16 protein-coding genes are annotated in these 21,598 nt (G+C 75.8%); 11 read left to right on the top strand and 5 right to left on the bottom strand.

Annotated features, from left to right (window positions below):
* The first annotated feature begins 131 nt into the window (after positions 1–131).
* The 8 genes from ACVWNX_RS05530 (at position 132) to ACVWNX_RS05495 (ending at position 12,386) form a co-directional block, all read left to right on the top strand.
* Positions 132–1,145: a sugar ABC transporter substrate-binding protein gene (locus ACVWNX_RS05530; RefSeq protein ID WP_454412740.1), complete on the top strand. Its 1,014-nt coding sequence runs from the start codon at positions 132–134 to the stop codon at positions 1,143–1,145.
* Positions 1,142–2,206 carry an ABC transporter permease gene (locus ACVWNX_RS05525; RefSeq protein ID WP_454412739.1) on the top strand — a complete coding sequence of 355 codons (1,065 nt, stop codon included), beginning with the start codon at positions 1,142–1,144 and terminating at the stop codon, positions 2,204–2,206. Before ACVWNX_RS05530 ends, ACVWNX_RS05525 begins: the two co-directional genes overlap by 4 nt.
* Complete coding sequence (locus tag ACVWNX_RS05520; protein WP_454412738.1) at positions 2,203–3,183, top strand: ATP-binding cassette domain-containing protein; 981 nt, start codon at positions 2,203–2,205, stop codon at positions 3,181–3,183. The genes ACVWNX_RS05525 and ACVWNX_RS05520 overlap by 4 nt, the downstream gene beginning before the upstream one ends.
* A gap of 100 nt (positions 3,184–3,283) precedes the next feature.
* Positions 3,284–4,426, top strand: coding sequence for an ROK family glucokinase (locus ACVWNX_RS05515; protein WP_454412737.1), 1,143 nt, complete (start codon positions 3,284–3,286; stop codon positions 4,424–4,426).
* A gap of 3 nt (positions 4,427–4,429) precedes the next feature.
* Positions 4,430–5,005, top strand: coding sequence for a sugar kinase (locus tag ACVWNX_RS05510; protein ID WP_454412736.1), 576 nt, complete (start codon positions 4,430–4,432; stop codon positions 5,003–5,005).
* Between the two features lie 370 nt (positions 5,006–5,375).
* The gene (locus tag ACVWNX_RS05505) at positions 5,376–8,468 is read left to right on the top strand and encodes a DEAD/DEAH box helicase (RefSeq protein ID WP_454412735.1); all 3,093 of its coding nucleotides are present in this window, start codon (positions 5,376–5,378) and stop codon (positions 8,466–8,468) included.
* The gene (locus ACVWNX_RS05500; protein WP_454412734.1) at positions 8,465–10,528 is read left to right on the top strand and encodes an SWIM zinc finger family protein; all 2,064 of its coding nucleotides are present in this window, start codon (positions 8,465–8,467) and stop codon (positions 10,526–10,528) included. Before ACVWNX_RS05505 ends, ACVWNX_RS05500 begins: the two co-directional genes overlap by 4 nt.
* Before the next feature lie 568 nt (positions 10,529–11,096).
* On the top strand, positions 11,097–12,386 hold the full coding sequence (locus tag ACVWNX_RS05495) for a sulfite oxidase (RefSeq protein WP_454412733.1): 1,290 nt from the start codon (positions 11,097–11,099) through the stop codon (positions 12,384–12,386).
* A 135-nt stretch (positions 12,387–12,521) separates the two neighbouring features.
* Here ACVWNX_RS05495 and ACVWNX_RS05490 read toward each other — a convergent pair whose 3' ends face one another.
* From ACVWNX_RS05490 to ACVWNX_RS05475, 4 genes are read right to left on the bottom strand one after another with little or no spacing between them, the layout of a single operon-like run.
* Positions 12,522–13,163: a response regulator gene (locus tag ACVWNX_RS05490; protein ID WP_454412732.1), complete on the bottom strand. Its 642-nt coding sequence runs from the start codon at positions 13,161–13,163 to the stop codon at positions 12,522–12,524.
* Positions 13,156–14,514, bottom strand: a complete 1,359-nt coding sequence (locus ACVWNX_RS05485) for a sensor histidine kinase (RefSeq protein ID WP_454412731.1) — start codon at positions 14,512–14,514, stop codon at positions 13,156–13,158. Before ACVWNX_RS05485 ends, ACVWNX_RS05490 begins: the two co-directional genes overlap by 8 nt.
* Before the next feature lie 7 nt (positions 14,515–14,521).
* On the bottom strand, positions 14,522–15,307 hold the full coding sequence (locus tag ACVWNX_RS05480; protein ID WP_454412730.1) for an ABC transporter permease: 786 nt from the start codon (positions 15,305–15,307) through the stop codon (positions 14,522–14,524).
* Complete coding sequence (locus ACVWNX_RS05475) at positions 15,304–16,206, bottom strand: ABC transporter ATP-binding protein (RefSeq protein WP_454412729.1); 903 nt, start codon at positions 16,204–16,206, stop codon at positions 15,304–15,306. The genes ACVWNX_RS05480 and ACVWNX_RS05475 overlap by 4 nt, the downstream gene beginning before the upstream one ends.
* Positions 16,207–16,473: 267 nt before the next feature.
* On the opposite strand from ACVWNX_RS05475, the gene pcaDC reads away from it, so the two are divergent.
* The 3 genes from pcaDC (at position 16,474) to ACVWNX_RS05460 (ending at position 19,369) form a co-directional block, all read left to right on the top strand.
* Entirely contained in the window at positions 16,474–17,763 is a 1,290-nt protein-coding gene (gene pcaDC / locus ACVWNX_RS05470) for a bifunctional 3-oxoadipate enol-lactonase/4-carboxymuconolactone decarboxylase PcaDC (RefSeq protein ID WP_454412728.1), read from the top strand.
* 78 nt (positions 17,764–17,841) lie between these two features.
* Positions 17,842–18,474, top strand: a complete 633-nt coding sequence (locus ACVWNX_RS05465) for an MBL fold metallo-hydrolase (RefSeq protein ID WP_454412727.1) — start codon at positions 17,842–17,844, stop codon at positions 18,472–18,474.
* Between the two features lie 115 nt (positions 18,475–18,589).
* The gene (locus tag ACVWNX_RS05460) at positions 18,590–19,369 is read left to right on the top strand and encodes an exodeoxyribonuclease III (protein WP_454412726.1); all 780 of its coding nucleotides are present in this window, start codon (positions 18,590–18,592) and stop codon (positions 19,367–19,369) included.
* 152 nt (positions 19,370–19,521) lie between these two features.
* Here the strand turns inward: ACVWNX_RS05460 and ACVWNX_RS05455 are convergent, their stop codons facing one another.
* The gene (locus ACVWNX_RS05455; RefSeq protein WP_454412725.1) at positions 19,522–21,375 is read right to left on the bottom strand and encodes a GDSL-type esterase/lipase family protein; all 1,854 of its coding nucleotides are present in this window, start codon (positions 21,373–21,375) and stop codon (positions 19,522–19,524) included.
* Between the last annotated feature and the right edge of the window lie 223 nt (positions 21,376–21,598).

Below are 21,598 nucleotides of genomic sequence, written 5' to 3'. Positions count from 1 at the left end.
CACGGCACCCCAGGAGCGTCCGCACCGGCTCCGTGGCCGATACTGGAGCGTTCCGGGTCGCAAAACCGACCCCCGGGACCGGTGCTCCGGTCCCGGCGCACCGGGGAGCACGGCAGGAAGGGCACGGGTTCGTGGCAAGGGTACGGACAGGGGTACGGATGGCGGGAGCCGCGCTGGCGGTGACGCTGGCCGTGGCGCTCACGGGCTGCTCCAGCACCGGTGGCAAGCGGGCCGAGGAGGCCCGCGAGGCCGCCGCCGCGCGGGGGAAGGCCGCCGTCAGCACCCCCCGCTGGACCTTCGCGATGGTGACGCACTCGGGTGACGGCGACACCTTCTGGGACATCGTGCAGAAGGGGGCCAAGGAGGCCGCCGCCAAGGACAACATCAACTTCCTGTACTCGCACCACGACGAGGCCCAGCAGCAGGCCCAGCTGGTGGACGCCGCCGTGGACAAGAAGGTCGACGGACTGATCGTTACCCTCGCCAAGCCCGCCGCGATGAAGGCCGCCGTGGCGCGCGCCCGCGCCGCCGGCATCCCGGTGATCACCATCAACTCCGGCTCCGCCGAGTCCAAGGAGTTCGGCGCCCTCACCCACGTCGGCCAGGACGAGACGGTCGCGGGCGAGGCCGTCGGCACCGAACTCAACGAGCGCGGCCACCAGAAGGCCGTGTGCGTCCTGCACGAACAGGGCAACGTCGGCCACGAGCAGCGCTGCGAGGGCGCCCGGAAGACCTTCGACGGGAAGCTGGAGAACCTCTACGTCGACGGCACCAACATGCCCGACGTCCAGGCGTCGATCGTCTCCAAGCTCCAGGCCGACCGGGACGTCGACGCGGTCGTCACCCTCGGCGCGCCGTTCGCGGCCACCGCGGTCAAGGCGAAGCGGGACGCGGACAGCCGGGCCGAGATCGACACCTTCGACCTGAACGCCTCCGTCGCCGCCGCCCTCGGGGACGGCACCCTCGGCTTCGCGGTCGACCAGCAGCCCTACCTCCAGGGGTACGAGGCCGTCGACCTGCTGTGGCTCTACAAGTACAACGCCGACGTCCTCGGCGGCGGCGGACCCGTGCTGACCGGCCCGCAGATCGTCACCAAGGACCAGGCGGCCGAGCTGGAGGACTACGCCAAGCGGGGGACCCGATGACCGCCGCCGCGCCCGCCCCCGCCCCGGGCGACGCCGGTGCCGGTGCCGCCGGCCGACCGGCCCGCCGCTCGCCGCTGCGCACCCTGCTGGGCCGCCCCGAGCTGGGTTCGGTCGTCGGGGCGCTCGCGGTCTTCCTCTTCTTCGCGGTCGTCGCCGACAGCTTCCTGCGCGTCTCCAGCCTGAGCACCGTCCTCTACGCGGCGTCCGTCATCGGGATCATGGCGGTGCCGGTGGCGCTGCTGATGATCGGCGGCGAGTTCGACCTGTCGGCGGGGGTGCTGGTCACCAGCTCCGCGCTGGTGTCCTCGATGTTCAGCTACCAGATGACCGCCAACGTCTGGGTGGGCGTCGGGGTGTCCCTGCTGGTGACCCTGGCGATCGGGGTGTTCAACGGGGTCCTGCTGACCCGCACCGGGCTGCCCAGCTTCATCATCACGCTCGGCACCTTCCTGATGCTGACCGGGCTGAACCTCGGCTTCACCAAACTGATCAGCGGCACCGTCTCCACCAAGTCGATCGCCGACATGGAGGGCTTCCCCTCGGCCCGGGCCGTCTTCGCCTCCACGCTCACCGTCGGCGGCGTCGACTTCAAGATCACCATCCTGTGGTGGTTCGCCCTGGTCGCCCTCGCCACCTGGGTCCTGCTGCGCACCCGCGCCGGCAACTGGATCTTCGCGGTCGGCGGCGGCCGGGACGCGGCCCGCGCGGTCGGCGTCCCCGTCACGGCGACCAAGATCGGCCTCTACATGGGCGTGGCGTTCGGCGCCTGGATCGCCGGACAGCACCTGCTGTTCTCGTTCGACGTCGTCCAGTCCGGCGAGGGCGTCGGCAACGAGCTGATCTACATCATCGCGGCCGTCATCGGCGGCTGTCTGATCACCGGCGGCTACGGTTCCGCCATCGGCTCGGCGGTCGGCGCCCTGATCTTCGGCATGACCAGCAAGGGCATCGTCTTCGCCGAGTGGAACCCCGACTGGTTCAAGTTCTTCCTGGGAGCGATGCTCCTTCTGGCGACCCTGCTGAACGCCTGGGTCCGCAAGCGCGCGGAGGCCACGACATGACCCCTGGAGCCGAGGACGCCACCCCCGCCCCGGACGCCCCCGAGCCCGCCCCGGAGGCTTCCGGACCGGCCCCGGCCGCTTCCGGACCCGCCGTCGGGCCCTCCGGGAAGGGCGCCGGAGACGGCGCCGGGGACGCGGCGGAGCCCGGCGGGCCCGGGGAACCCGGGGAGGTCCCCCTGGTCCGTCTGGACGGCGTCGGCAAGCACTACGGCACCATCCGGGCCCTGGAGGGCGTCTCCCTGGAGGTGCGCGCGGGGGAGATCACCTGTGTGCTCGGGGACAACGGCGCGGGCAAGTCCACCCTCATCAAGATCATCGCGGGGTTGCACCGGCACGACGAGGGCACCCTGTGGATCGCCGGTGAGAAGAGCCGCCTCGCCTCCCCGCGCGAAGCCCTCGACCGGGGCATCGCCACCGTCTACCAGGACCTCGCCGTCGTCCCGCTGATGCCCGTCTGGCGCAACTTCTTCCTCGGCTCCGAGCTGACCCGGGGCTCCGGCCCCTTCCGGCGGCTCGACACCGCCCGGATGCGCGCCACCGCCCACGCGGAACTGCTGCGCATGGGCATCGACCTCCGGGACGTCGACCAGCCCATCGGCACCCTCTCCGGCGGCGAACGCCAGTGCGTCGCCATCGCCCGCGCGGTCTACCTCGGAGCCCGGGTCCTCGTCCTCGACGAACCCACCGCCGCCCTCGGCGTCAAGCAGTCCGGCGTCGTCCTCAAGTACGTGGCCGCCGCCCGGGACGCCGGACTGGGCGTCGTCCTCATCACCCACAACCCCCACCACGCCTACCTGGTCGGGGACCGGTTCGTGCTGCTGAAGCGGGGTTCGATGGCGGGCAGCCACGCCCGGGACGCGATCACCCTGGACGACCTCACCCGTCAGATGGCGGGCGGCAACGAGCTGGACGACCTCCGCCACGAACTGGAGCGCGCCCCCGCCCCCACCCACCTCGGCGGACACCCCACCCGCTGACGTCCCCCCGCCGCGCCGCCGTCCCGCTCCGGGCGACGGCGGCGCGGGCCCCGGCCCCGGCGTGTGCGGCACGGGGCGCCCGTGAGGCAGAATCGGCCCGATGAGCACTTACCGCGACCTCGCGCACCGCGGCACCGCGCGGGCCACCGTCCTGCGGACCGTGGGCACCCGCGAACGCCGCTCCCTGCTGGCCGCGCCCCGGGTGCCGACCGTCGGCATCGACATCGGCGGGACGAAGGTCATGGCGGGCGTCGTGGACGCCGACGGCACCATCCTGGAGAAGGTCCGCACCGAGACCCCCGACAAGTCCAAGAGCCCCAAGGTCGTCGAGGACACCATCGTCGAACTGGTCCTGGACCTCTCCGACCGGCACGACGTGCACGCCGTCGGCATCGGCGCCGCGGGCTGGGTGGACGCCGACCGCAACCGGGTCCTGTTCGCCCCCCACCTCTCCTGGCGCAACGAACCCCTCCGCGACCGGATCTCCTCCCGCCTCGCGGTGCCCGTGATGGTCGACAACGACGCCAACACCGCCGCCTGGGCCGAGTGGCGGTTCGGCGCCGGACGGGGCGAGGACCACCTCGTCATGATCACCCTCGGTACCGGCATCGGCGGCGCCATCCTGGAGGACGGTCAGGTCAAGCGGGGCAAGTACGGCGTCGCGGGTGAGTTCGGTCATATGCAGGTCGTCCCCGGTGGCCACCGCTGCGCCTGCGGCAACCGGGGCTGCTGGGAGCAGTACAGCTCCGGCAACGCCCTGGTCCGCGAGGCCCGCGAACTGGCCTCCGCGGACTCCCCGGTCGCCTACGAGATCATCGAGCGGGTCAAGGGCAACATCCCCGAGATCACCGGCCCCCTGATCACCGAACTGGCCCGCGAGGGCGACGCCATGTGCGTCGAACTGCTCCGGGACATCGGCCAGTGGCTCGGCGTCGGCATCGCCAATCTGGCCGCCGCCCTCGACCCGTCCTGCTTCGTCATCGGCGGCGGCGTCAGCGCCGCCGACGACCTGCTCATCGGCCCCGCCCGGGAGTCCTTCGGCCGCCACCTCACCGGCCGGGGCTACCGTCCCGAGGCCCGCATCGCCCGCGCCCAGCTCGGCCCCGAGGCGGGTATGGTCGGAGCGGCCGACCTCGCCCGGCTGGTCGCCCGCCGCTTCCGGCGCGCCAACCGCCGCCGGGTCGAGCGCCACGAACGCTACGAGAGGTACGCGCGGTCCCGCCGCGCCTCCCAGGGAACCTGAACCATGCCGACCGTGCCCCGCCAGGCCGCGCCCCCCGACCAGGAGTCACGCCCCGGGGGCCGCGGCCGGACGATCCGCCGCCGCGCGCTGACCCTGCTGACCATCCTGCTGCTGATCGGCGTCCCCGCCGGATACCTGGTGATCTCCGCCGCCCAGAGCCGCGACAGCGGTCGCGACAAGGCCGCCAAGTACTCCGCGACCGGCCTCACCGAGGGCTGGCCCTCCAAGGTCCAGCGGCGGCTGTACGAGGTGCCCATCCCGGCCTGGTCCGCGGAGGTCGCCCACTACGAGACCAACAACTGGAAGACCAGCCGTCTCTACACCCAGTTCCTGACCAGCAACGAGGGCCTCGACCGGTTCCTGACCCGGCTCGGGTTCCACAGCGACAAGCTGCGCGCGGGCGAGCTGCCCATCAGCGACCGGGACCGGAAGGTCGTCGGCTGGGACTTCTCCGGCGAGGGCCCCTGGTACGGCCTCCGGCGCGACCAGGAGGACCCGCTCCCCTCCCACGACATCGTGGTGAACCGCTCCGACCCGGACCACCCCATGGTGTACCTGGTCTCCTCCACCACGCCCTGAATCCCCGTTCCCGGCCGGCCCCGCGCCGTTCCCGTCCTCGGCGTGCGCCGTGCCGCCCCTCCCGGGCCCACCGCGCCGTCCCGCCCGCGCCGCGTCCCTTTCCGCGCCCGGCCGCTCCCGTGCCCGCACCGTGCGGTGCCGCGCCCTCCCGCCGCCCGCGCGGCCTGAGCGGAACGGCGCCCGTCCGGGACCGGAGCGCGCCCCCGTCGCCCGCGCGATCCCCGTGGGACCCGGCCCGACCCGGCCCGCCCGCCCCGGTCCGCGGCCGTGCCCCACGGCCCGCGACCGCCCGTGCGACCCCGTTGTCAGACCCCGGCCGTACAGTCGAAGACGACCGGCCGACGCGACGAGCGAGGAGGTGAGCGGCGGGATGCGCCTGTCACGACTGGCCGCGGTCTTCCTGCCCGGCGATCCGCCGCGCGAGGGCCGGATGGCCTTCTGGGACCCGACGGGGGAGACCGGGCGGGCCGGAGCAACCGGGGCCGGAAAGCCGGGGGAGCCCCGGAACCCGGCGTCCGGGACGGACGGCGACGACCCCGCTCCGCCCGAGGGGTCCGGTCCGCCCGGCGAGCCCGGGGAGCTGACCGTGGTCCGGCCGCACGGTCCCGGGGTCCGCAGTGCCACCGTCCCCGCCCGGTTCCTCACCCTCGCCGAGGCCCTGCCCCCGCTGGTCCACGCCCACGGCCGGCCCGGCGTCCACCCCGCCACCGCCTGCTGGGGAGCCGCCGCGCTGCTGGCCCTGCGCCTGGTGGCCCGGGGCCGCGTCCTGCCCGGCCTCACCCCCGACGCCCACGACGCCTGGCGCGCGGGCCCGCTGGAGCCCGCCGAACTGGCCCAGCTGCGGGCCGTCGCCGCCGCCCTGCCCCCCGAGGGCCACGCCACCCCGCTGCCCGGCCGCGGCCCCCTGGAGCTGCCCCGCCCCGAGGACCTGGTCCGGGCGTTCCTCGACGCCGTCGCCGACACCCTCCCGCGCACCCCCGCCGCCCCGTACGCCCACGGCGCCCCCTACGCGGCCCGGGAGCCCCAGCACCTGCCGCACGCCCGCGACTGGGCGGCCGAGGTCGCGGCGGGCGCCGACGCGGGCGTACGGATCTCGCTGCGCCTGGACCTCTCCGCCGCCCGCGTCTTCGACCACGCCGACGCGCCGGAGACCCCCGGTGGATCCGGTGCCCCCGGCGGGGCCGGTGCCTCCGTCGGTCCCGCCGGAACGGCCCGGGAGCGCCGCGCGGGCGCCGCCGTCGTCCAGGTGCACAGCCTCGCCGACCCCACCCTGGTGGTGGACGCGGCGACCCTCTGGGCGGGCGCCGCCGACCCCGCGTTCGGCCCCCGCGCCCGGGTGGACGCCGCCCTCGCCGTCCGCCGCGCGGCCCGGATCTGGCCACCGCTGGACCGCCTCACCGACCAACGGGTCCCCGATGTGCTCGCGCTCTCCGAGGACGAGCTGACGGACCTGCTCGGCGTGGCCGCCCAGCGCCTCGGCGCGGCGGGCGTGGCCGTCCACTGGCCCCGCGACCTCGCCCGGGACCTCACCGCCAGCGCCGTGGTGCACGCCGCCCCCGGCTCGGCGACGGACGGCTCCCCCTTCTTCGAGGGCGCGCACCTCCTCCGGTTCCGCTGGCAGGTCGCCCTCGGCGGCGATCCGCTCACCGAGGCCGAGATGGACGCCCTCGCCGAGGCCCACCGTCCCGTGGTGCGGCTGCGCGACCAGTGGGTCGTCGTCGACCCGGAGGTCGTCCGCAAGGCCCGCAAGCGCGAGCTGGGCCTGCTCGACCCGGTGGACGCCCTGGCCACCGCCCTCAGCGGCACCGCCGAGGTCGACGGCGAGGAGGTCGAGGCCGTCCCCACGGGCGCCCTCGCCGAACTCCGGGACCGCCTGCTGCGCGGGGTCCCCCCGGTCGAACCGCCGCCCGGACTGCGCGCCCGGCTCCGCGACTACCAGCGCGAGGGCCTCGCCTGGCTCGACCTGATGACCTCCCTCGGCCTCGGCGGCTGCCTCGCGGACGACATGGGCCTCGGCAAGACGGTGACCCTCATCGCCCTCCATCTGCGACGGGCCCGCCCCGAACCCACCCTGGTGGTCTGCCCCGCCTCCCTGCTCGGCAACTGGCAGCGCGAGATCACCCGCTTCGCGCCCGGTGTCCCCGTCCACCGCTTCCACGGCGGAAGCCGGGTGCTGCCCGACCCGGCCGACCTCCCCGGCGGCTTCGTCCTCACCACCTACGGCACCATGCGCTCCACCGCCGCCCGGCTCGCCGAGCTGCCCTGGGGCCTGGTCGTCGCGGACGAGGCCCAGCACGTCAAGAACCCGTACTCCGCCACCGCCAAGGCCCTGCGGACCATCCCCGCCCCGGCCCGGGTGGCGCTCACCGGAACCCCCGTCGAGAACAACCTCTCCGAACTGTGGGCGCTCCTCGACTGGACGACACCCGGACTCCTCGGCCCGCTGCCCTCCTTCCGGGCCCGGCACGCCCGCGCCGTGGAGAACGCCACCAGCGCCACGGTCGCGCTGCACGCCCTGGAGACCGCCCACGACCCCACCGCCCCCGCCGGACCGGCCCGCCCCGGCGACCCGTCCCCCCGGCGCGAGGGGGACCGCCCGCCCGCCGCCCCCGCCGACACCGAGGCGGTCGAACGGCTGGCCAGGCTCGTCCGCCCGTTCCTGCTGCGCCGCCGCAAGTCCGACCCCGGGATCGTCCCCGAGCTGCCGCCCAAGACCGAGACGGACCACCCCGTCCCGCTCACCCGCGAACAGGCCGCCCTGTACGAGGCGGTCGTCCGGGAGTCCCTGCTGGCCATCGAGGGCGCGGCGGGCATCGCCCGCCGGGGCCTGGTCCTCAAGCTGCTCACCTCCCTCAAACAGGTCTGCGACCACCCCGCGCTCTACCTCAAGGAGGAGCCCGGCGGCCCGCGCCCCCGACTGGCCGGGCGCTCCGGCAAGCTCGACCTGCTGGACGAACTCCTGGACACCGTCCTCGCGGAGGACGGCTCGGCGCTGGTCTTCACCCAGTACGCGACGATGGCCCGGCTCATCCGCGCCCATCTCGCCGACCGCGCCGTCCCCGCCGAACTGCTGCACGGCGGCACCCCCGTCCCCGAGCGGGAACGCCTGGTCGACCGCTTCCAGGAAGGGTCCACCCCGGTCCTGGTGCTCTCCCTCAAGGCGGCGGGCACCGGGCTCAACCTCACCCGGGCGGGCCATGTGATCCACTTCGACCGCTGGTGGAACCCGGCCGTGGAGGAACAGGCCACGGACCGCGCCCACCGCATCGGCCAGACCCAGCCGGTCCAGGTGCACCGGCTGATCGCGGAGGGCACGGTCGAGGACCGCGTCTCCGACCTCCTCGCGGCCAAGCGGGCCCTCGCGGACGCCGTCCTCGGCTCCGATCCGTCCTCGCTGACGGCCTTCACCACCCTGACCGACCGGGAACTGACGGACCTGGTGGCGCTCCGGAGGCCCGTGTGACCGAGGCGACGACCACCCGCGCCGGTGAACCCACGGGCACGCCCGCCGCCCGCCGCCCCTCCGAGGCGGCCCGGCAGGCGCTGCACGCGGCCCGGCGCGCCCGGGCCCTGGCCGCTGCCACCACCGGCGAGACCGCCCCGGCCGCCCCGCCCGCGCCCACGGCCACCGCCGGACCCGCTCCGGAACCGGCGCCCGCCCCCGGGCCCCCGAAGACCCCGAAGACCCCGAAGACCCCGGCGGTTCCGAAGACCACGGACGGCCCGACCGCGCCGTCCGCCCCGACGGCCGGCGCCGCCCCGGCCCGCCCCGGTGACGTCGCCCGCCGCGCCCTGCGCTCGGCCCTGGCCCGCCGGTCCGCCGCGCCCACCGGCCCTGCCGACCGCGCGGGAGGGGCCACCCCCACCGGCTTCGAGGGGGTCCCCGAGCCCGCTGGCCTCAAGGGGGCCGACGAGACCGAGGCCGCTGGACCCACGGGGACCACCGCCCCCGGCCCGTCTCCGCTCCCCACGGCCGCGTCCCGGCTCCAGGAGCCCCGGTTCCAGGAGCCGGGGCTGGTTCAGGAGCCCCCGGCCCCGGACCCGTCTCCGGACCCCCGAGCCGACCGTGTCCCACCGGAGGCCGACGCCGTACCGGAGCCACCGGAACCGCCCGCGCTCACCCGCACCCCCGCCCCCTCCACCTCCGCCGCACCGCGACCGACCACGCCCGCCGCGCCAGTCCCACCCACCCTGCGAGCCACCACGCCCGCCACGCCGGTCCCACCCGCACTGGCCCCCGTGTCGGTCCCACTAGCCCCGGGCCCCGCATCGGCCGCACCCGCACCGGACACCCTGGCGGCCCCGGCCGTGTCCCCGTCCCCCACCCCCATGGCCGCCACCGCGGCGGCTTCGGCCGCTCCGGTCGCCGAAGGCTGGGGAGCCGCCTGGCTCCGCGCCCTGGAGGACGGCGGACTCGACCCCGGGCGGCTGCGTGCCGGTCTGGCGTACGAGGCCACCGGAGCCGTCGGGACGGTCGGCGTCACCCCCGGCCGGGCGCTCGCCTACGTACGGGGCGACCGCCCCCGCCCCTACCGCGCCCAACTGCGGCTGCGCGTCCTCACCGACGAGCAGTGGGACGCCTTCCTGGACACCGCCGCCGCCCACCCCGGCCAACTGGCCGCGCTGCTCGACGGGGACGTGCCGATCGCGCTCGCCGGGGGGAACGGACCCGGCCCGCTCCCCGGGCCGGGCGACCTCGTCCCGTCCTGCGGCTGCGCCGACCCGGTGGCGCCCTGCCCGCACACCGCCGCCCTCTGCCACGCGACCGCGCGGCTCCTCGACGCCGACCCGTTCGTCCTGTTGCGGCTGCGCGGCCGTGCCGAGGACGCGCTACGGACCGAACTCGCCCGTCGCGGCGCCGCCCGCGCCACGGACGGCACCGAGCCCGCGCCCCCGTTCCCGGGCGTACGGGCCCGTACCGCCCTCGCCCCGTGCACCCTGCCCGCCCTTCCGCCACCGCTGCCGGTTCCGGCGCACCCCGGGCCGCCCCCGGCCCGTCCGTCGCGCCCGGACGGCCCCGACCCCTTCGCCCTGGACCAGCTGGCGACCGACGCGGCGGCCCGCGCCCACGCCCTGCTCACCACCGGCCGGGACCCCTTCGCCGGGCTGACGCCCTGGCAGGACGCCGTGCGCATCGCCGCGAGCCGCCCCGGCTCCGGACTCACGGCGGCGACCCGTGCCCTGTACGCCTCGCTCGCCGGGGCCACCGGCCGCACCACGGGAGAACTGCGCCGGGCGGCGGCCGCCTGGCGGCAGGGCGGCGCCGCCGCTCTCGCCGTCCTCGAAGAGCCCTGGGACCCGCCCGCCGGCCGCTTCGACCGGGCCCGCCCCGCCCTCCTCGCCGCCGGACTCCCCGCGTTCCGCCCCGTCCGCAACCACCTCACCCACCCGCGCGGACACCTCCAGCTCCGGCTCGGCCGCGACGGCCTCTGGTACGCCTACGAGTCGGAGCGCGGCCAGGACGACTGGTGGCCGCGCGGCACCCCGGCGGCGGACCCCGTCACCGCCCTCGCGCCCGCCTGACGCGCGCCGACCGTCCAGGGGCCGGGGCGCGCCCCCAAAGAGTGACGCACCGTCAACTTCCCCCAGTCGTTGAATCCTTCGAACGGCCGAACCCGTCGAACCCGCGCCGTGGCGCACCCGCCCGCCGTAGCATGACGCCCATGGCCCCCCGCCCCGGACACCCGGCCCCGACCCGTCGCGCCCTCCCCACGCACGGCTGTTGTTGACCCACGGCACGGCCCCCGGCTCCGGATAGCGATTCCGGCCCCACGACGTGTCCGTCCCCGGGCGGCCGTCCGGGCCGCCCCCGGCGCACCGCACCGCGCGGCACCGGCAAGCGATCCCGCCACGGCCCCCGAAACGGAACCGGCCCGCGCTCCCGCGCCTGCCCGTCCGCCGCCGCGACCGTTCCCGCGCCCCCGGCCCTGGTGGGCTCGTATCCGGGTCCCGGACCCGAACGCTCCAGCGCCTGAGGCGAGGCCCTCAGGCGCCCCCGAACCCCCCGCCCTCTCCGAAACCCCGAACCCCAGCCCCGACTCCTGAACTCCTGTACGCCCCGACTCCTGAACCCCCGACTCCTGAGGAACCCATGCCTCCCACCCCCCAGACCCCCGAGCACGTGTACGACCGCCGTCGTCTGCGGCAATGGCTCGCCGGACGGGCCCGTGCCGAGGGGGTCGCCCGGCGCGATCTGCTCCGGCTGCTCGGCGCGTCGGCCGCCCTGGGCGCGCTGCCCACCGGACTGTCCACGGCCCTGCCCGCCGGGAGTCCGCTCGGCGCCACCCCCGCGCAGGCGGCGGGCGGCATCCTCAAACCGCTGCCGCCCGAGTGGTTCACCCTCCGTGGCACCAACGCCGAGACCAGGTTCGAGGCGCTGGCGGACACCGGCTACGACACCCCCGTCGAACGGTTCTTCGTCCGCAACCACACCAGCACCCCCGTCCTCGACCCGGACGCCTGGTCCCTGACGGTCTGGGGGAACGGACTGCGCGGCGGGCCGGTCGAGTTCGGCCTCGACGATCTGCGGGCCCTGCCCGCCGTCACCCGGGGCGCGGTCATCGAGTGCGCGGGCAACGGCCGGAGCCTGTTCGCCACCCAGCAGGGCCAGCCCGTCTCCGGTACGGCGTGGACGCTCGGCGCGATCGGGGCGGCCCAGTGGCGCGGGGTCCGGCTGGCCGACGTGCTGCGCCGGGCGGGACTGCGGTCCGACGCGGTGGACGTCCAGCCCCGTGGCCTCGACGACCCGTACACCACGCCCGACGGTTCGTCCCTGGGCCGGGTCCGCCGTCCGCTGCCCGTCGCCAAGGCCCTGGACGACGTCCTCCTCGCGTACGAGATGAACGGCGAGCCGCTGCCGCCCGACCACGGCGCCCCGGTCCGGGTGGTGGTGCCGTCCTGGATAGGGATCGCCTCCGTCAAGTGGGTCGGGGACGTCGAGGTGTCCACGGACCCGCTCTACTCCCCCTGGAACACCTCCTCCTACCGGCTCTGGGGCCCCGGCCACCCCGCCGAGGGCAGTGCCCCGCTCACCCGTCAGACCCTCAAGTCGGCGGTGGAACTGCCCTGGAACGCCACGCTCCGGGCGGGCGAGCGGCACCGGATCACCGGGCGCTCCTGGTCCGGCGCGGGCGGGGTGGTCCGGGTCGAGACCAGCACCGACGGCGGTCAGCGCTGGCGCCCCGCCCGGCTGCTCGACCCGCCCCGCCGCGCGGGCTGGGTCCGCTGGCGCGCCGACTGGTGCCCCACCGCCCCCGGCCCGGCCACCCTGCTGGTCCGCGCCACCGACACCACGGGCCGCGTCCAGCCGGTCAGCACCCCCCACAACACCCAGGGGTACCTGTTCGACGCGATCGTCCGGCACCCGGTCACCGTGGTCTGAGCCCCCCGGGCCGCCCGGTCGGCACGCGCCCGGTCCGCGTTCCCCGCGCGGACCGGGCGCGTCCTCCCGGCACAGAGGCGGGAAGACCGTCAGCCTCGCGCCGGACCGGTGCCGTCCCGACCACGGGGGCCGGGCTCACCCCAGGATGCCGTGGTCGTACGCCACGGCCACCGCGGCGGCCCGGTCCCGCACCCCCAACTTCCCGTACAGATGCGTGAGATGGGTCTTGACGGTGGCCTCGCTGATGAAGAGCTCCCGGGCGATCCCGCGGTTCGAGGTGCCCTTGGCGACCAGGGCGAGCACCTCGCGCTCCCGGGCCGAGAGCGCCCTGCCCGTGGTGGCGGCGGGGTTCCGGACGGCGTCGACCAGTCGGGAGGCGACGGCGGGCGACAACACGGTGCGCCCCTCGGCGGCGGCGCGGACCGCGCCGAACAACTCGTCGCGGGGCGCGTCCTTCAGGAGGTAGCCGGTGGCGCCCGCCTCGATCGCGGGGAGGGTGTCGGAGTCGGTGTCGTACGTGGTGAGGACGAGGACCTTGGCGCGGGCGCCGCGCCGGGTGAGTTCGGCGATCGCCCGGACCCCGCCGCCCGCTGGCATCCGCAGGTCCATCAGGACGACGTCCGGGTCGAGGCGGCCGACGAGTTCCACCGCCTCGACGCCGCCCTCGGCCTCGCCGAGGACGTCGAAGCCGGGGTCGGAGGCGAACATGCCGCGCAGCCCGTCCCGGACGACGGGGTGGTCGTCGACGATCAGCAGGGTGATGGTGCGGTCAGCCATGGCCGACCAACGGTACCCGGGCGCTGATCGCGGTGCCCTGACCGGGTTCCGACTCGACGGCGAGGGCCCCGGCGACGCGTTCGGCGCGGGCCCGCATCCCGGTGAGGCCGAAGCCGCCGCCGTCGGCGCGCTCCACGGCGGCGAGCGGGTCGAAGCCGTGGCCGTCGTCGCGCACGTCCAGGGTGACCTCGTCCTCCATGTAGGAGAGGGTGACGCCGACCCGGGTGGCGCGGGCGTGCCGGGAGGTGTTGGCGAGGGCCTCCTGGGCGATCCTCAGCAGGGTGGCGGCGACCTCGTCGTGCAGGGGCTCCTCGGTGCCGGTGACGGTGAACCGGGCGGTGACCCCGGTGCGTCCGGACCACTCCGTGACGGTCTTCGCCAGCGCCCGCGGGAGCGTGTCGTGCTCCAGCGCGGCCGGGGAGAGGTTCCGCACCGAGCGCCGGGCCTCGCCCAGCGAACCGCGGGCCAGTCCCAGGGCGCGGTCCAGGTGCGTCCGGGCCGTTTCCGGGTCGGGGGTGGAGGCGCTGACCTGGAGCTGGGCGATGACGCCGGTGAGGCCCTGGGCGATGGTGTCGTGGATCTCGGCGGCGAGACGGCGCCGCTCGTCGGCGACTCCGGCTTCCCGTGCCCGGAGGACGAGTTGGGCGTGCAGGGCGGCGTTCTCGGCGAGGGCCCGTTCCAGGGCGGCGATGGTCGCGGCCCGCTCCTCGGCCTTCTCGACCTCCTTGACGCCGAGGTGGTGGAGGCCGACGGCGAGCGCGCAGTTGAAGACGAACAGCGCGCCGAAGGCCACCCATCGCGTCGGCGAGTCCGGTGGCAGCCCGCTGGACTGGGAGCCCGCGAGGACGACGGCGGTCGCCACCAGCCCGGCCCGCACGGCGCGCGGCGGCAGCAGGAGCCCGGCGTCGGCGTAGCCCAGGCACGCGTAGAGGGCGAAGAAGGGGTTCAGCCAGGTCAGGGCGGCGGCGAGAACGGTGCGCAGCACGAAGTGGACGCGCCCGGCGAGGGTCCCTCCGGACGGTACCGCGAGGGTCCCTCCGGACGGTACCGAGCGGGTTCCCCCGGGTGGCGCCGCAGGGGTCCCCCCGGACGGCACCGGCGCCCCGCCGGCCTTCCGCCCGTCGTCGGCGGGGCGCACGGCCCGGGCCGCCGCCGGGAGTTCCGGCAGGACCCGGCACCACCACGTCTGCAGGGCCAGCGCGGCCAGCAGCAGCACCCCCACGGCGTACGCCTCCCGACGGGTCGTCGACGAGGGCGCGGCGACCGCTCCGAGGAGCGTGGCCAGCCCCAGCAGGGCGTACGGCCCGTACCGGAAGAACCGCGTCCAGCGCTCCTCGACCGTCATCGTCATCGACGCGTCACTCCCAGGTGAACCAGCGCCGGGCGGCGGCGATCAGCAGTACCGCCCACGATGTCATGACCAGCAGATGGGCCCAGTCCGGCCAGTGTCCGGCGGCCGCCTGGTCCAGGGCCCGCGCGGCGGCGCCCGGCGGGGTGAGGGACACGACGCGCTGGAGGGTGTCCGGCATGGACCCCACCGGCAGCCAGACGCCCGCCGTGAACATCCCCGGGAAGAACACCGCCGAGCCCACCGCCTGGGCGATCCTGGTGGTGCGGGAGACGGCGGAGACGGCCGAGCCCAGCGCCAGGGCGGCCAGCACCGCGAGGGCCAGCGCCAGCAGGAACCCGACGGGGTGGCGGGGCAGGGCCACGTCGAACACCGTCCGGCCCACGAGGAGGACGAGCAGCGCGGAGACGCCGACGGTGACGCCGTGCAGGGCGATCTGCGCCCCGATCAGGGCGCCCGGTCGCACCGGGGTGGTGGACATCCGGCGGAGGATCCCGCGCTCCCGGTAGCCGGTGAGCACCGGCGGCAGGGCCTGGAGCCCGGCCATGAGCACGGCGACCAGGACGGTGACCGGGACGTACAGGTCCACGACGCGCAGCCCGGCCAGTTCGTCCCTGGGCTCCCGGTAGGACGGGACGGCGCCCAGGACGCACAACAGGACCGTGGGGAAGGCCAGTACCCAGAAGAGCGAGGCGGGTTCGCGCAGGACCAGCCGGGCCTCGGCGGTGAGGACGGCGAGGGCGGCGGTGGCGCCGCCCTTGACCATGGTGGCGCGGCGGTGGGTGTGGGCGGTCATGCGTCGGGTCCCGTCAGATCGAGGTAGGCGTCGTCCAAGGTGGTCCCGGTGACCCGGAGGCGGTGGGCGGAGACCCCCCGTCCGGCGAGCAGGGAGAGCACGGCGTGCGCGGTCTCGTCGGTGCCGTTGACCACGATCCGGCCGTCCTGACGCGTCACGGACCTGACCGGGGGGAGTGCCGTCAACAGCCGGGTGTCGAGCGGCGCCGAGGGGACGAAGGAGACCGCGGTGCCGCCGGTGGTGCGTCCGATCAGCCCGGCCGGGGTGTCCAGCGCGGTGATCCGGCCCTTGTCGACCAGGGCTATCCGGTCGCACAGACGGTCCGCCTCCTCCATGAAGTGGGTGACGAGCAGCACGGTGACGCCGCTGTCGCGGACGTCCTCGACGAGTTGCCAGGTGTCCCGGCGGGCCCGTGGGTCGAGACCGGTGGTCAGCTCGTCCAGGACGACGATCCGGGGCCTGCCGATCAGGGCGAGCGCGATGGCCAGTCGCTGCTTCTGGCCGCCGGAGAGCTTCGCGAACCGGGTGCGGAGCTTCTCCGTCAGCCCGAGGCGCTCGGCGAGGACGCGCCAGTCGGCGGGGTCCGGGTAGCAGGCGGCGTACAGCCCGAACGCCTCACGGACGGTGATCTTGGGCTGTAGTCCGCTCTCCTGGAGCTGGACGCCCAGGATCCGGGTCACGGGGTCGCGTTCGGCGGCCGGGTCGTACCCGGCGACGCGGACGCTCCCCCCGTCGGGGCGCCGCAGCCCCTCCACGCACTCGACGGTGGTGGTCTTGCCCGCCCCGTTGGGACCGAGGATCCCGAAGACCTCGCCCTCCTCCACGGTGAAGGACACGCCGTCCACGGCCCTCTTCTCCCCGTACGTCTTGCGCAACTCGCTGACTTCGACGATCGCCATGCCCCGAGGGTGTCGCGGCGGGCCCCCGCCGCACATCGCCCGTCGCGCTCGACGGGGCATCAGCCGATCGGTCGATGGCGGGGTACGACCAGGGGGAGGGACGGCCGCAGTGGACGACGCCGTCAGGACCGCCGCGGTCCGTCCGTACGGCCGGACGTACGGACGGAGCGGAACCGGGGAGGTCCCGCCGGACGGACGCATGGGGAGGTTTGGCGAGTTTTTCGACCCCTTCCTGTGGGCGGTGGTGAGATATGGGAGCGTGAGCGGGTGAGCGACACGACGACGAAGACCCTGCAGTACCGCGTTGACGGGCCGGAGGACGCGCCGACCCTGGTGATCGGCCCCTCCCTCGGCACCACCTGGCACATGTGGGACCGCCAGGTGCCGGAACTCTCCGGTCAACTCCGGGTGCTCCGGTTCGACCTGCCGGGTCACGGCGGCGCCCCGGCCCGGCCCGCCGCCTCGGTGGGCGAGCTGTCGGACCGGCTGCTCGCCCTGCTGGACGAACTGGGCGTGCAGCGCTTCGGGTTCGCGGGCTGCGCCTTCGCCGGGGCCATAGGACTCGACCTGGCGCTGCGCCATCCGCACCGGGTGGCCTCGCTGGCGCTGATCGCCTCCTCCCCCCGGTTCGGCACCTCCGACGAGTTCCGCCAGCGCGGCGTCGTCGTCCGCACCAACGGGCTGGACCCGATCGCCCGCTCCTCGCCCGAGCGCTGGTTCACCCCCGGTTTCGCCGCCGCCCAGCCCGCGATCACCGAGTGGGCCGTGCAGATGGTCCGCACCACAGACCCCGGCTGCTACATCGCCGCCTGCGAGGCGCTGGCCACCTTCGACGTGCGGTCGGCGCTGGGCCGGATCGGGGTGCCCACCCTGGTCCTCGTCGGCTCCGAGGACCAGGTCACCGGCCCCGCCGAGGCCCGGACCCTGGTCGCCGGGATCCCCGACGCCCGCCTCGCCGTCGTCCCCGGCGCCTCGCACCTCGCCCCGGTCGAGCAGCCCGCGGCCGTCACCGACCTGCTGGTGCGGCACTTCGCCACGCCCTGGGGCGGCTCCGTGGACACCACCGGGCAGCACCGGGTGGTCGCCCAGGCCGCCGCCCCCGCCGCCGTGCCCCCGCCCGCCCCGGTCCCGGTCGCCGCCATAGCGCCCGCCGCGGAGCAGTCCGGCGGGCTCCGGTCCGGGGACCGCTACGACACCGGCCTCAAGGTGCGCCGCGACGTCCTCGGGGACGCCCATGTGGACCGCACCCTGGAAGCCGCCGACGGGTTCTCCGAGGACTTCCAGCGCTTCGTCACCCGCTACGCCTGGGGCGAGGTCTGGGACCGGCCCGGTCTCGACCGCCGCACCCGCAGCACCGTCGCCCTGACCGCGCTGGTCGCCGGGGGCCACATCGACGAGGTCGCCACCCACACCCGGGCCGCCCTCCGCAACGGGCTCACCCCCGACGAGATCGCGGAGGTCCTCCTCCAGACCGCCGTCTACTGCGGGGTGCCCGCCGCCAGCCGGGCCTTCAAGGCCGCGCAGGAGGTCATCCGGGAGGAGACCACCCCCCAGTAGGCCCGGCGGCCCGGTACGCGCCGCGCGGCGGGCCGCACCCGGCGCGCCGCCGCCGGGGCCGCCCGCCAGGATGGTCCCATGCAGCTCACCAAGCACACCCACTCCTGCGTCCGGCTGGAGAAGGACGGTCAGAGCCTGGTCATCGACCCGGGCGGGTTCACCGAGGCGGACGCGGCGACCGGGGCCACCGCGATCCTCGTCACCCACGAGCACCCCGACCACTTCGACGAGGAACGGCTCCGCGCCGCCCTGGACGCGGACCCGGCCACCACCGTGTGGACGCTCCGGTCGGTCGCCGAGCGGCTGTCGCCCGCCTACCCGGGACGGATCAGGGTGGTCGGCCACGGCGACGCCTTCACGGCGGCGGGCTTCGACGTCCGGGTGCACGGCGAATGGCACGCCGTCATCCATCCGGACATCCCGAGGGTCGGGAACGTCGGCTTCCTGGTGGACGGCGCGCTCTTCCACCCGGGGGACGCGCTGACCGTCCCCGACGAGCCGGTGGACACGCTGCTGCTCCCGGTGCACGCCCCCTGGAACAAGATCTCGGAGGTCATCGACTACGTCCGCGAGGTCGCCCCGCGCCGCGCCTACGACGTCCACGACGCCCTCCTCACCGATCTGGCGCGCCCCATCTACGACCGTCAGATCGGCGCCCTCGGGGGAACCGCGCACCTGCGGCTCGCGCCGGGCGCCACCGCCGAGGTGTAGCGCCCCTCCGCACGCCCCTCTTCCCGTCCTTCCCGTCCTTCCCGCGCGCCCGACCCCGCCGGGAGGCCGCGCGGGAAGGCGGGGGCTGTCACACCCGCCCGGTAGGTTGGGGGACATGCGTATCGCCACCTGGAACGTGAACTCGATCACCGCGCGGACCCCCCGGCTGCTGGCCTGGCTGGAGAGCACCGGGACGGACGTGCTGTGCCTCCAGGAGGCCAAGACCACCGAGGCGCAGTTCCCGGCCGAGGCGCTGCGGGAGCTGGGCTACGAGGCGGCGGTGCACGCCACCGGCCGCTGGAACGGCGTCGCGGTGATCTCCCGGGTCGGCCTCGACGACGTCGTCAAGGGCCTCCCCGGCGACCCCGGGTACGAGGGCGTCCAGGAGCCCCGCGCGATCTCCGCGACCTGCGGCCCGGTCCGCGTCTGGTCGGTGTACGTGCCCAACGGCCGTGAGGTCGGTCACCCCCACTACGCCTACAAGCTGGAGTGGTTCGAGGCGCTGCGGGCGGCCGTCGCGGGCGACGCGGCGGGCGACCGTCCGTTCGCGGTGCTCGGCGACTACAACGTCGCCCCCGCCGACGAGGACGTGTGGGACCTCGCCGCCTTCGACGGGGCCACCCACGTCACCCCGGCCGAGCGCGCCGCGCTCGCCGCGCTCCGGGAGACGGGGCTGTCCGACGTGGTCCCGCGCCCCCTCAAATACGACCACCCCTACACCTACTGGGACTACCGCCAGCTCTGCTTCCCCAAGAACAGGGGCATGCGGATCGACCTGGTCTACGGGAACGCGCCCTTCGCCAAGGCCGTCTCCGACGCCTACGTGGACCGCGAGGAGCGCAAGGGCAAGGGCGCCTCCGACCACGCCCCGGTCGTCGTCGACCTCGACGTCTGACCCCCGACCGACCTGACCCGTCCCGTCCCGACCAGGCTTCGGCGTCCGCCCCTGACCCGACCCGCTCGACCGCCTCGGCCTGATCCGGTCCCGCCCCCGCGCTCTCCCTCGGCCCCTCGCCCACGGCATCCGGGCCCCGGCACCGGACCGGGTCAGGGCGCGAGGAGCGGTAGGTCCACGGAGTCGGTCAGGGCGACCAGTCCCGGGTCGTTCGGATGCAGATGGTCCCCGCTGTCGTAGTCGGGCGCCAGCCGCTCCGGACGCGCCGGATCGCGGAGCACCCGGTCGAAGTCGAGGACCGCGTCGAAGTGCCCCGGATCGGTGCGCAGGGCCGCGTTGACGGCCCGCCGCCGGACGTCCACGGCGGCCGTGCAGCGCCGCTCCCCGCCGCAGGGGGCGAGGGTCGTCACCACCGTCCGCAGCCCGTGCGCCCGGGAGCGCGCGGCGACGGCCCGCAGCCCGGCGACGACCTCCTCGGCGGTCGCCCCCCAGCGCAGGTCGTTGACGCCCTGGAAGACGAGGACCGTCCGCGCCGAGGTCTGGGCGAAGACGTCCCGGTCCAGTCGGCTCAGCACGCTCACGCCCGAGTTGTCCGCCGACTCGCCGTCCCCGGGGTACCGGTCGCTGATGACCCGGTTGGCGGAGATCCCCTGGTTGAGCACCCCGTACCGGGGCACCTGGCGCTGCCGGGCCAGCCGGGCGGCCAGCAGGTCCGTCCAGCGGCGGTCGGTGTCACGGGTGCGGCTGGAGGCGTCGGTGACCGAGTCCCCGACCACCACCACCGTTCCGGCGCCGCCGCGCACGTCCACCCCGGTCAGCAACGGCCAGAAGGCGATCGTCTCCGGGTACCCCGCGCCGCCCGTCTCCCGGGTGCGGTCGCCGCCGGGCGCGCCGACGTACGAGGTGTGCGCGGCCTCCCGGTGCAGCGGCGCCGCCCGGACGGTGCCGGGCAGGTGGAAGCTCACCAGCAGCGTGCCGCCGGGCGGGACGTCGAGGTCCACCGGATCGCTGACCGCCCGGGCCCCGGCCGGGACCCCGGTGCCGCTCCGCCCGTCGAACGTCACCGGCACCGGCCGGGCCCGGGCCGCCGCCCCGGCGGCCCGCAGGGCGACGCTGGCCGCCCCGATCCGCACCGGCTCGCGGGCGAACGTGTTCTCGAACCGCAGCCGCACCCGGGAGCCGCCCGCCGTGGTCCGGGTCACCAGCCGCAGGGTGCGGTCGGTCCACGGACCCACCCGGGCGTAGGTGCCGGTGGCGGCCGACCAGCCGCCGGTCCAGCCGTTCGCGGCGGGCCGGACGGCCAGCGCGAACACATGGAGGTCGGGTTTCCCCGGGTCGCGGGGGAGGGTCACCGAGACGACCTCCCGCTCCGGGTCCAGCGGCACCGTGACCGGGTACAGCCGGGCCCGCTCGGGGAGCCGCCCGGACCGGGTGAGGACCCCGGGGACCGTCACCGCCTTCCTCGCCAGCGGGCCGGTCCGCCAGTCGGGCGCGGTCAGCCGGAACGGGACGTCCGCCCCGGCGCGGTAGCGGACGGTGCCGGTGCCGGTGGCGGTGCCCCGGGTCCCGGCGGCCAGCAGGACCAGCGCGTCGCCCCGGCCGCGCACCCGCACCGACTGGCCGTCGGCCCGGACGTTGTCGAAGCCTGCGCGGGTCGGTCGGGGCCAGGTCAGCCGTGCGCCGCCCAGGCTCAGGACCCGTCCCGGCGTCCATCCGGCGGCCCGCAGACCGCGCGCTGACAGGGCGGAGCCCGCACCGTCGAAGTCCGCGCGCCGGGCGCGGTCGTCCTCGTCGACGCCCCGGTTGTCGAAGAGCTGGCGCAGGGGGCGCGGCCCGGTGCCACGGACGCCGTCCCCGCCGGTCGGCGCGCCCGCCGCCGGGACCGGTGCCGTCTCGGGAAGGGGCGGTGCCGTCCGGGCCACGGCGGGCGTCATCGCGGACACGGCGGCGAGGAACACCGTCGCCGTCCGGGTCGGCCAGCGTCCGGCCCGTCTCGCCCGGTGCATGATGCCGTTCCTTCCGCTCGGTGCCGTGCTGTGCCGATGCCTGTCATGCCTGTCGTGTCGTTCGCCGCCCGCCGCCCGCCGTCGTTGGTCGTCGTTCCCGCCTGCCGCCTGCCGCCTGCCGCCTGCTGCCTGCCGTCGTTGGTCGTTCCTGCCTGCTGCCTGCTGCCTGCTGCCTGCTGCCTGCTGCCTGCTGCCTGCTGCCTGCTGCCTGCTGCCTGCTGCC

The sequence above is a fragment of the Streptomyces sp. JNUCC 64 genome (assembly GCF_054484115.1).
The sequence above is the reverse complement of the archived record's forward strand: the minus strand, read 5'-3'. Positions and strand labels throughout refer to the sequence as shown.

Excerpts from the sequence above, each read along its gene's own strand:
- ACVWNX_RS05525 (WP_454412739.1), top strand. The coding sequence starts at position 1,142 with ATGACCGCCGCCGCGCCCGCCCCCGCCCCGGGCGACGCCGGTGCCGGT.
- ACVWNX_RS05520 (WP_454412738.1), top strand. The coding sequence starts at position 2,203 with ATGACCCCTGGAGCCGAGGACGCCACCCCCGCCCCGGACGCCCCCGAG.
- ACVWNX_RS05515 (WP_454412737.1), top strand. The coding sequence starts at position 3,284 with ATGAGCACTTACCGCGACCTCGCGCACCGCGGCACCGCGCGGGCCACC.
- ACVWNX_RS05510 (WP_454412736.1), top strand. The coding sequence starts at position 4,430 with ATGCCGACCGTGCCCCGCCAGGCCGCGCCCCCCGACCAGGAGTCACGC.
- ACVWNX_RS05505 (WP_454412735.1), top strand. The coding sequence starts at position 5,376 with ATGCGCCTGTCACGACTGGCCGCGGTCTTCCTGCCCGGCGATCCGCCG.
- ACVWNX_RS05495 (WP_454412733.1), top strand. The coding sequence starts at position 11,097 with ATGCCTCCCACCCCCCAGACCCCCGAGCACGTGTACGACCGCCGTCGT.
- ACVWNX_RS05490 (WP_454412732.1), bottom strand. The coding sequence starts at position 13,163 with ATGGCTGACCGCACCATCACCCTGCTGATCGTCGACGACCACCCCGTC.
- ACVWNX_RS05485 (WP_454412731.1), bottom strand. The coding sequence starts at position 14,514 with ATGACGATGACGGTCGAGGAGCGCTGGACGCGGTTCTTCCGGTACGGG.
- ACVWNX_RS05480 (WP_454412730.1), bottom strand. The coding sequence starts at position 15,307 with ATGACCGCCCACACCCACCGCCGCGCCACCATGGTCAAGGGCGGCGCC.
- ACVWNX_RS05475 (WP_454412729.1), bottom strand. The coding sequence starts at position 16,206 with ATGGCGATCGTCGAAGTCAGCGAGTTGCGCAAGACGTACGGGGAGAAG.
- ACVWNX_RS05465 (WP_454412727.1), top strand. The coding sequence starts at position 17,842 with ATGCAGCTCACCAAGCACACCCACTCCTGCGTCCGGCTGGAGAAGGAC.
- ACVWNX_RS05460 (WP_454412726.1), top strand. The coding sequence starts at position 18,590 with ATGCGTATCGCCACCTGGAACGTGAACTCGATCACCGCGCGGACCCCC.
- ACVWNX_RS05455 (WP_454412725.1), bottom strand. The coding sequence starts at position 21,375 with ATGCACCGGGCGAGACGGGCCGGACGCTGGCCGACCCGGACGGCGACG.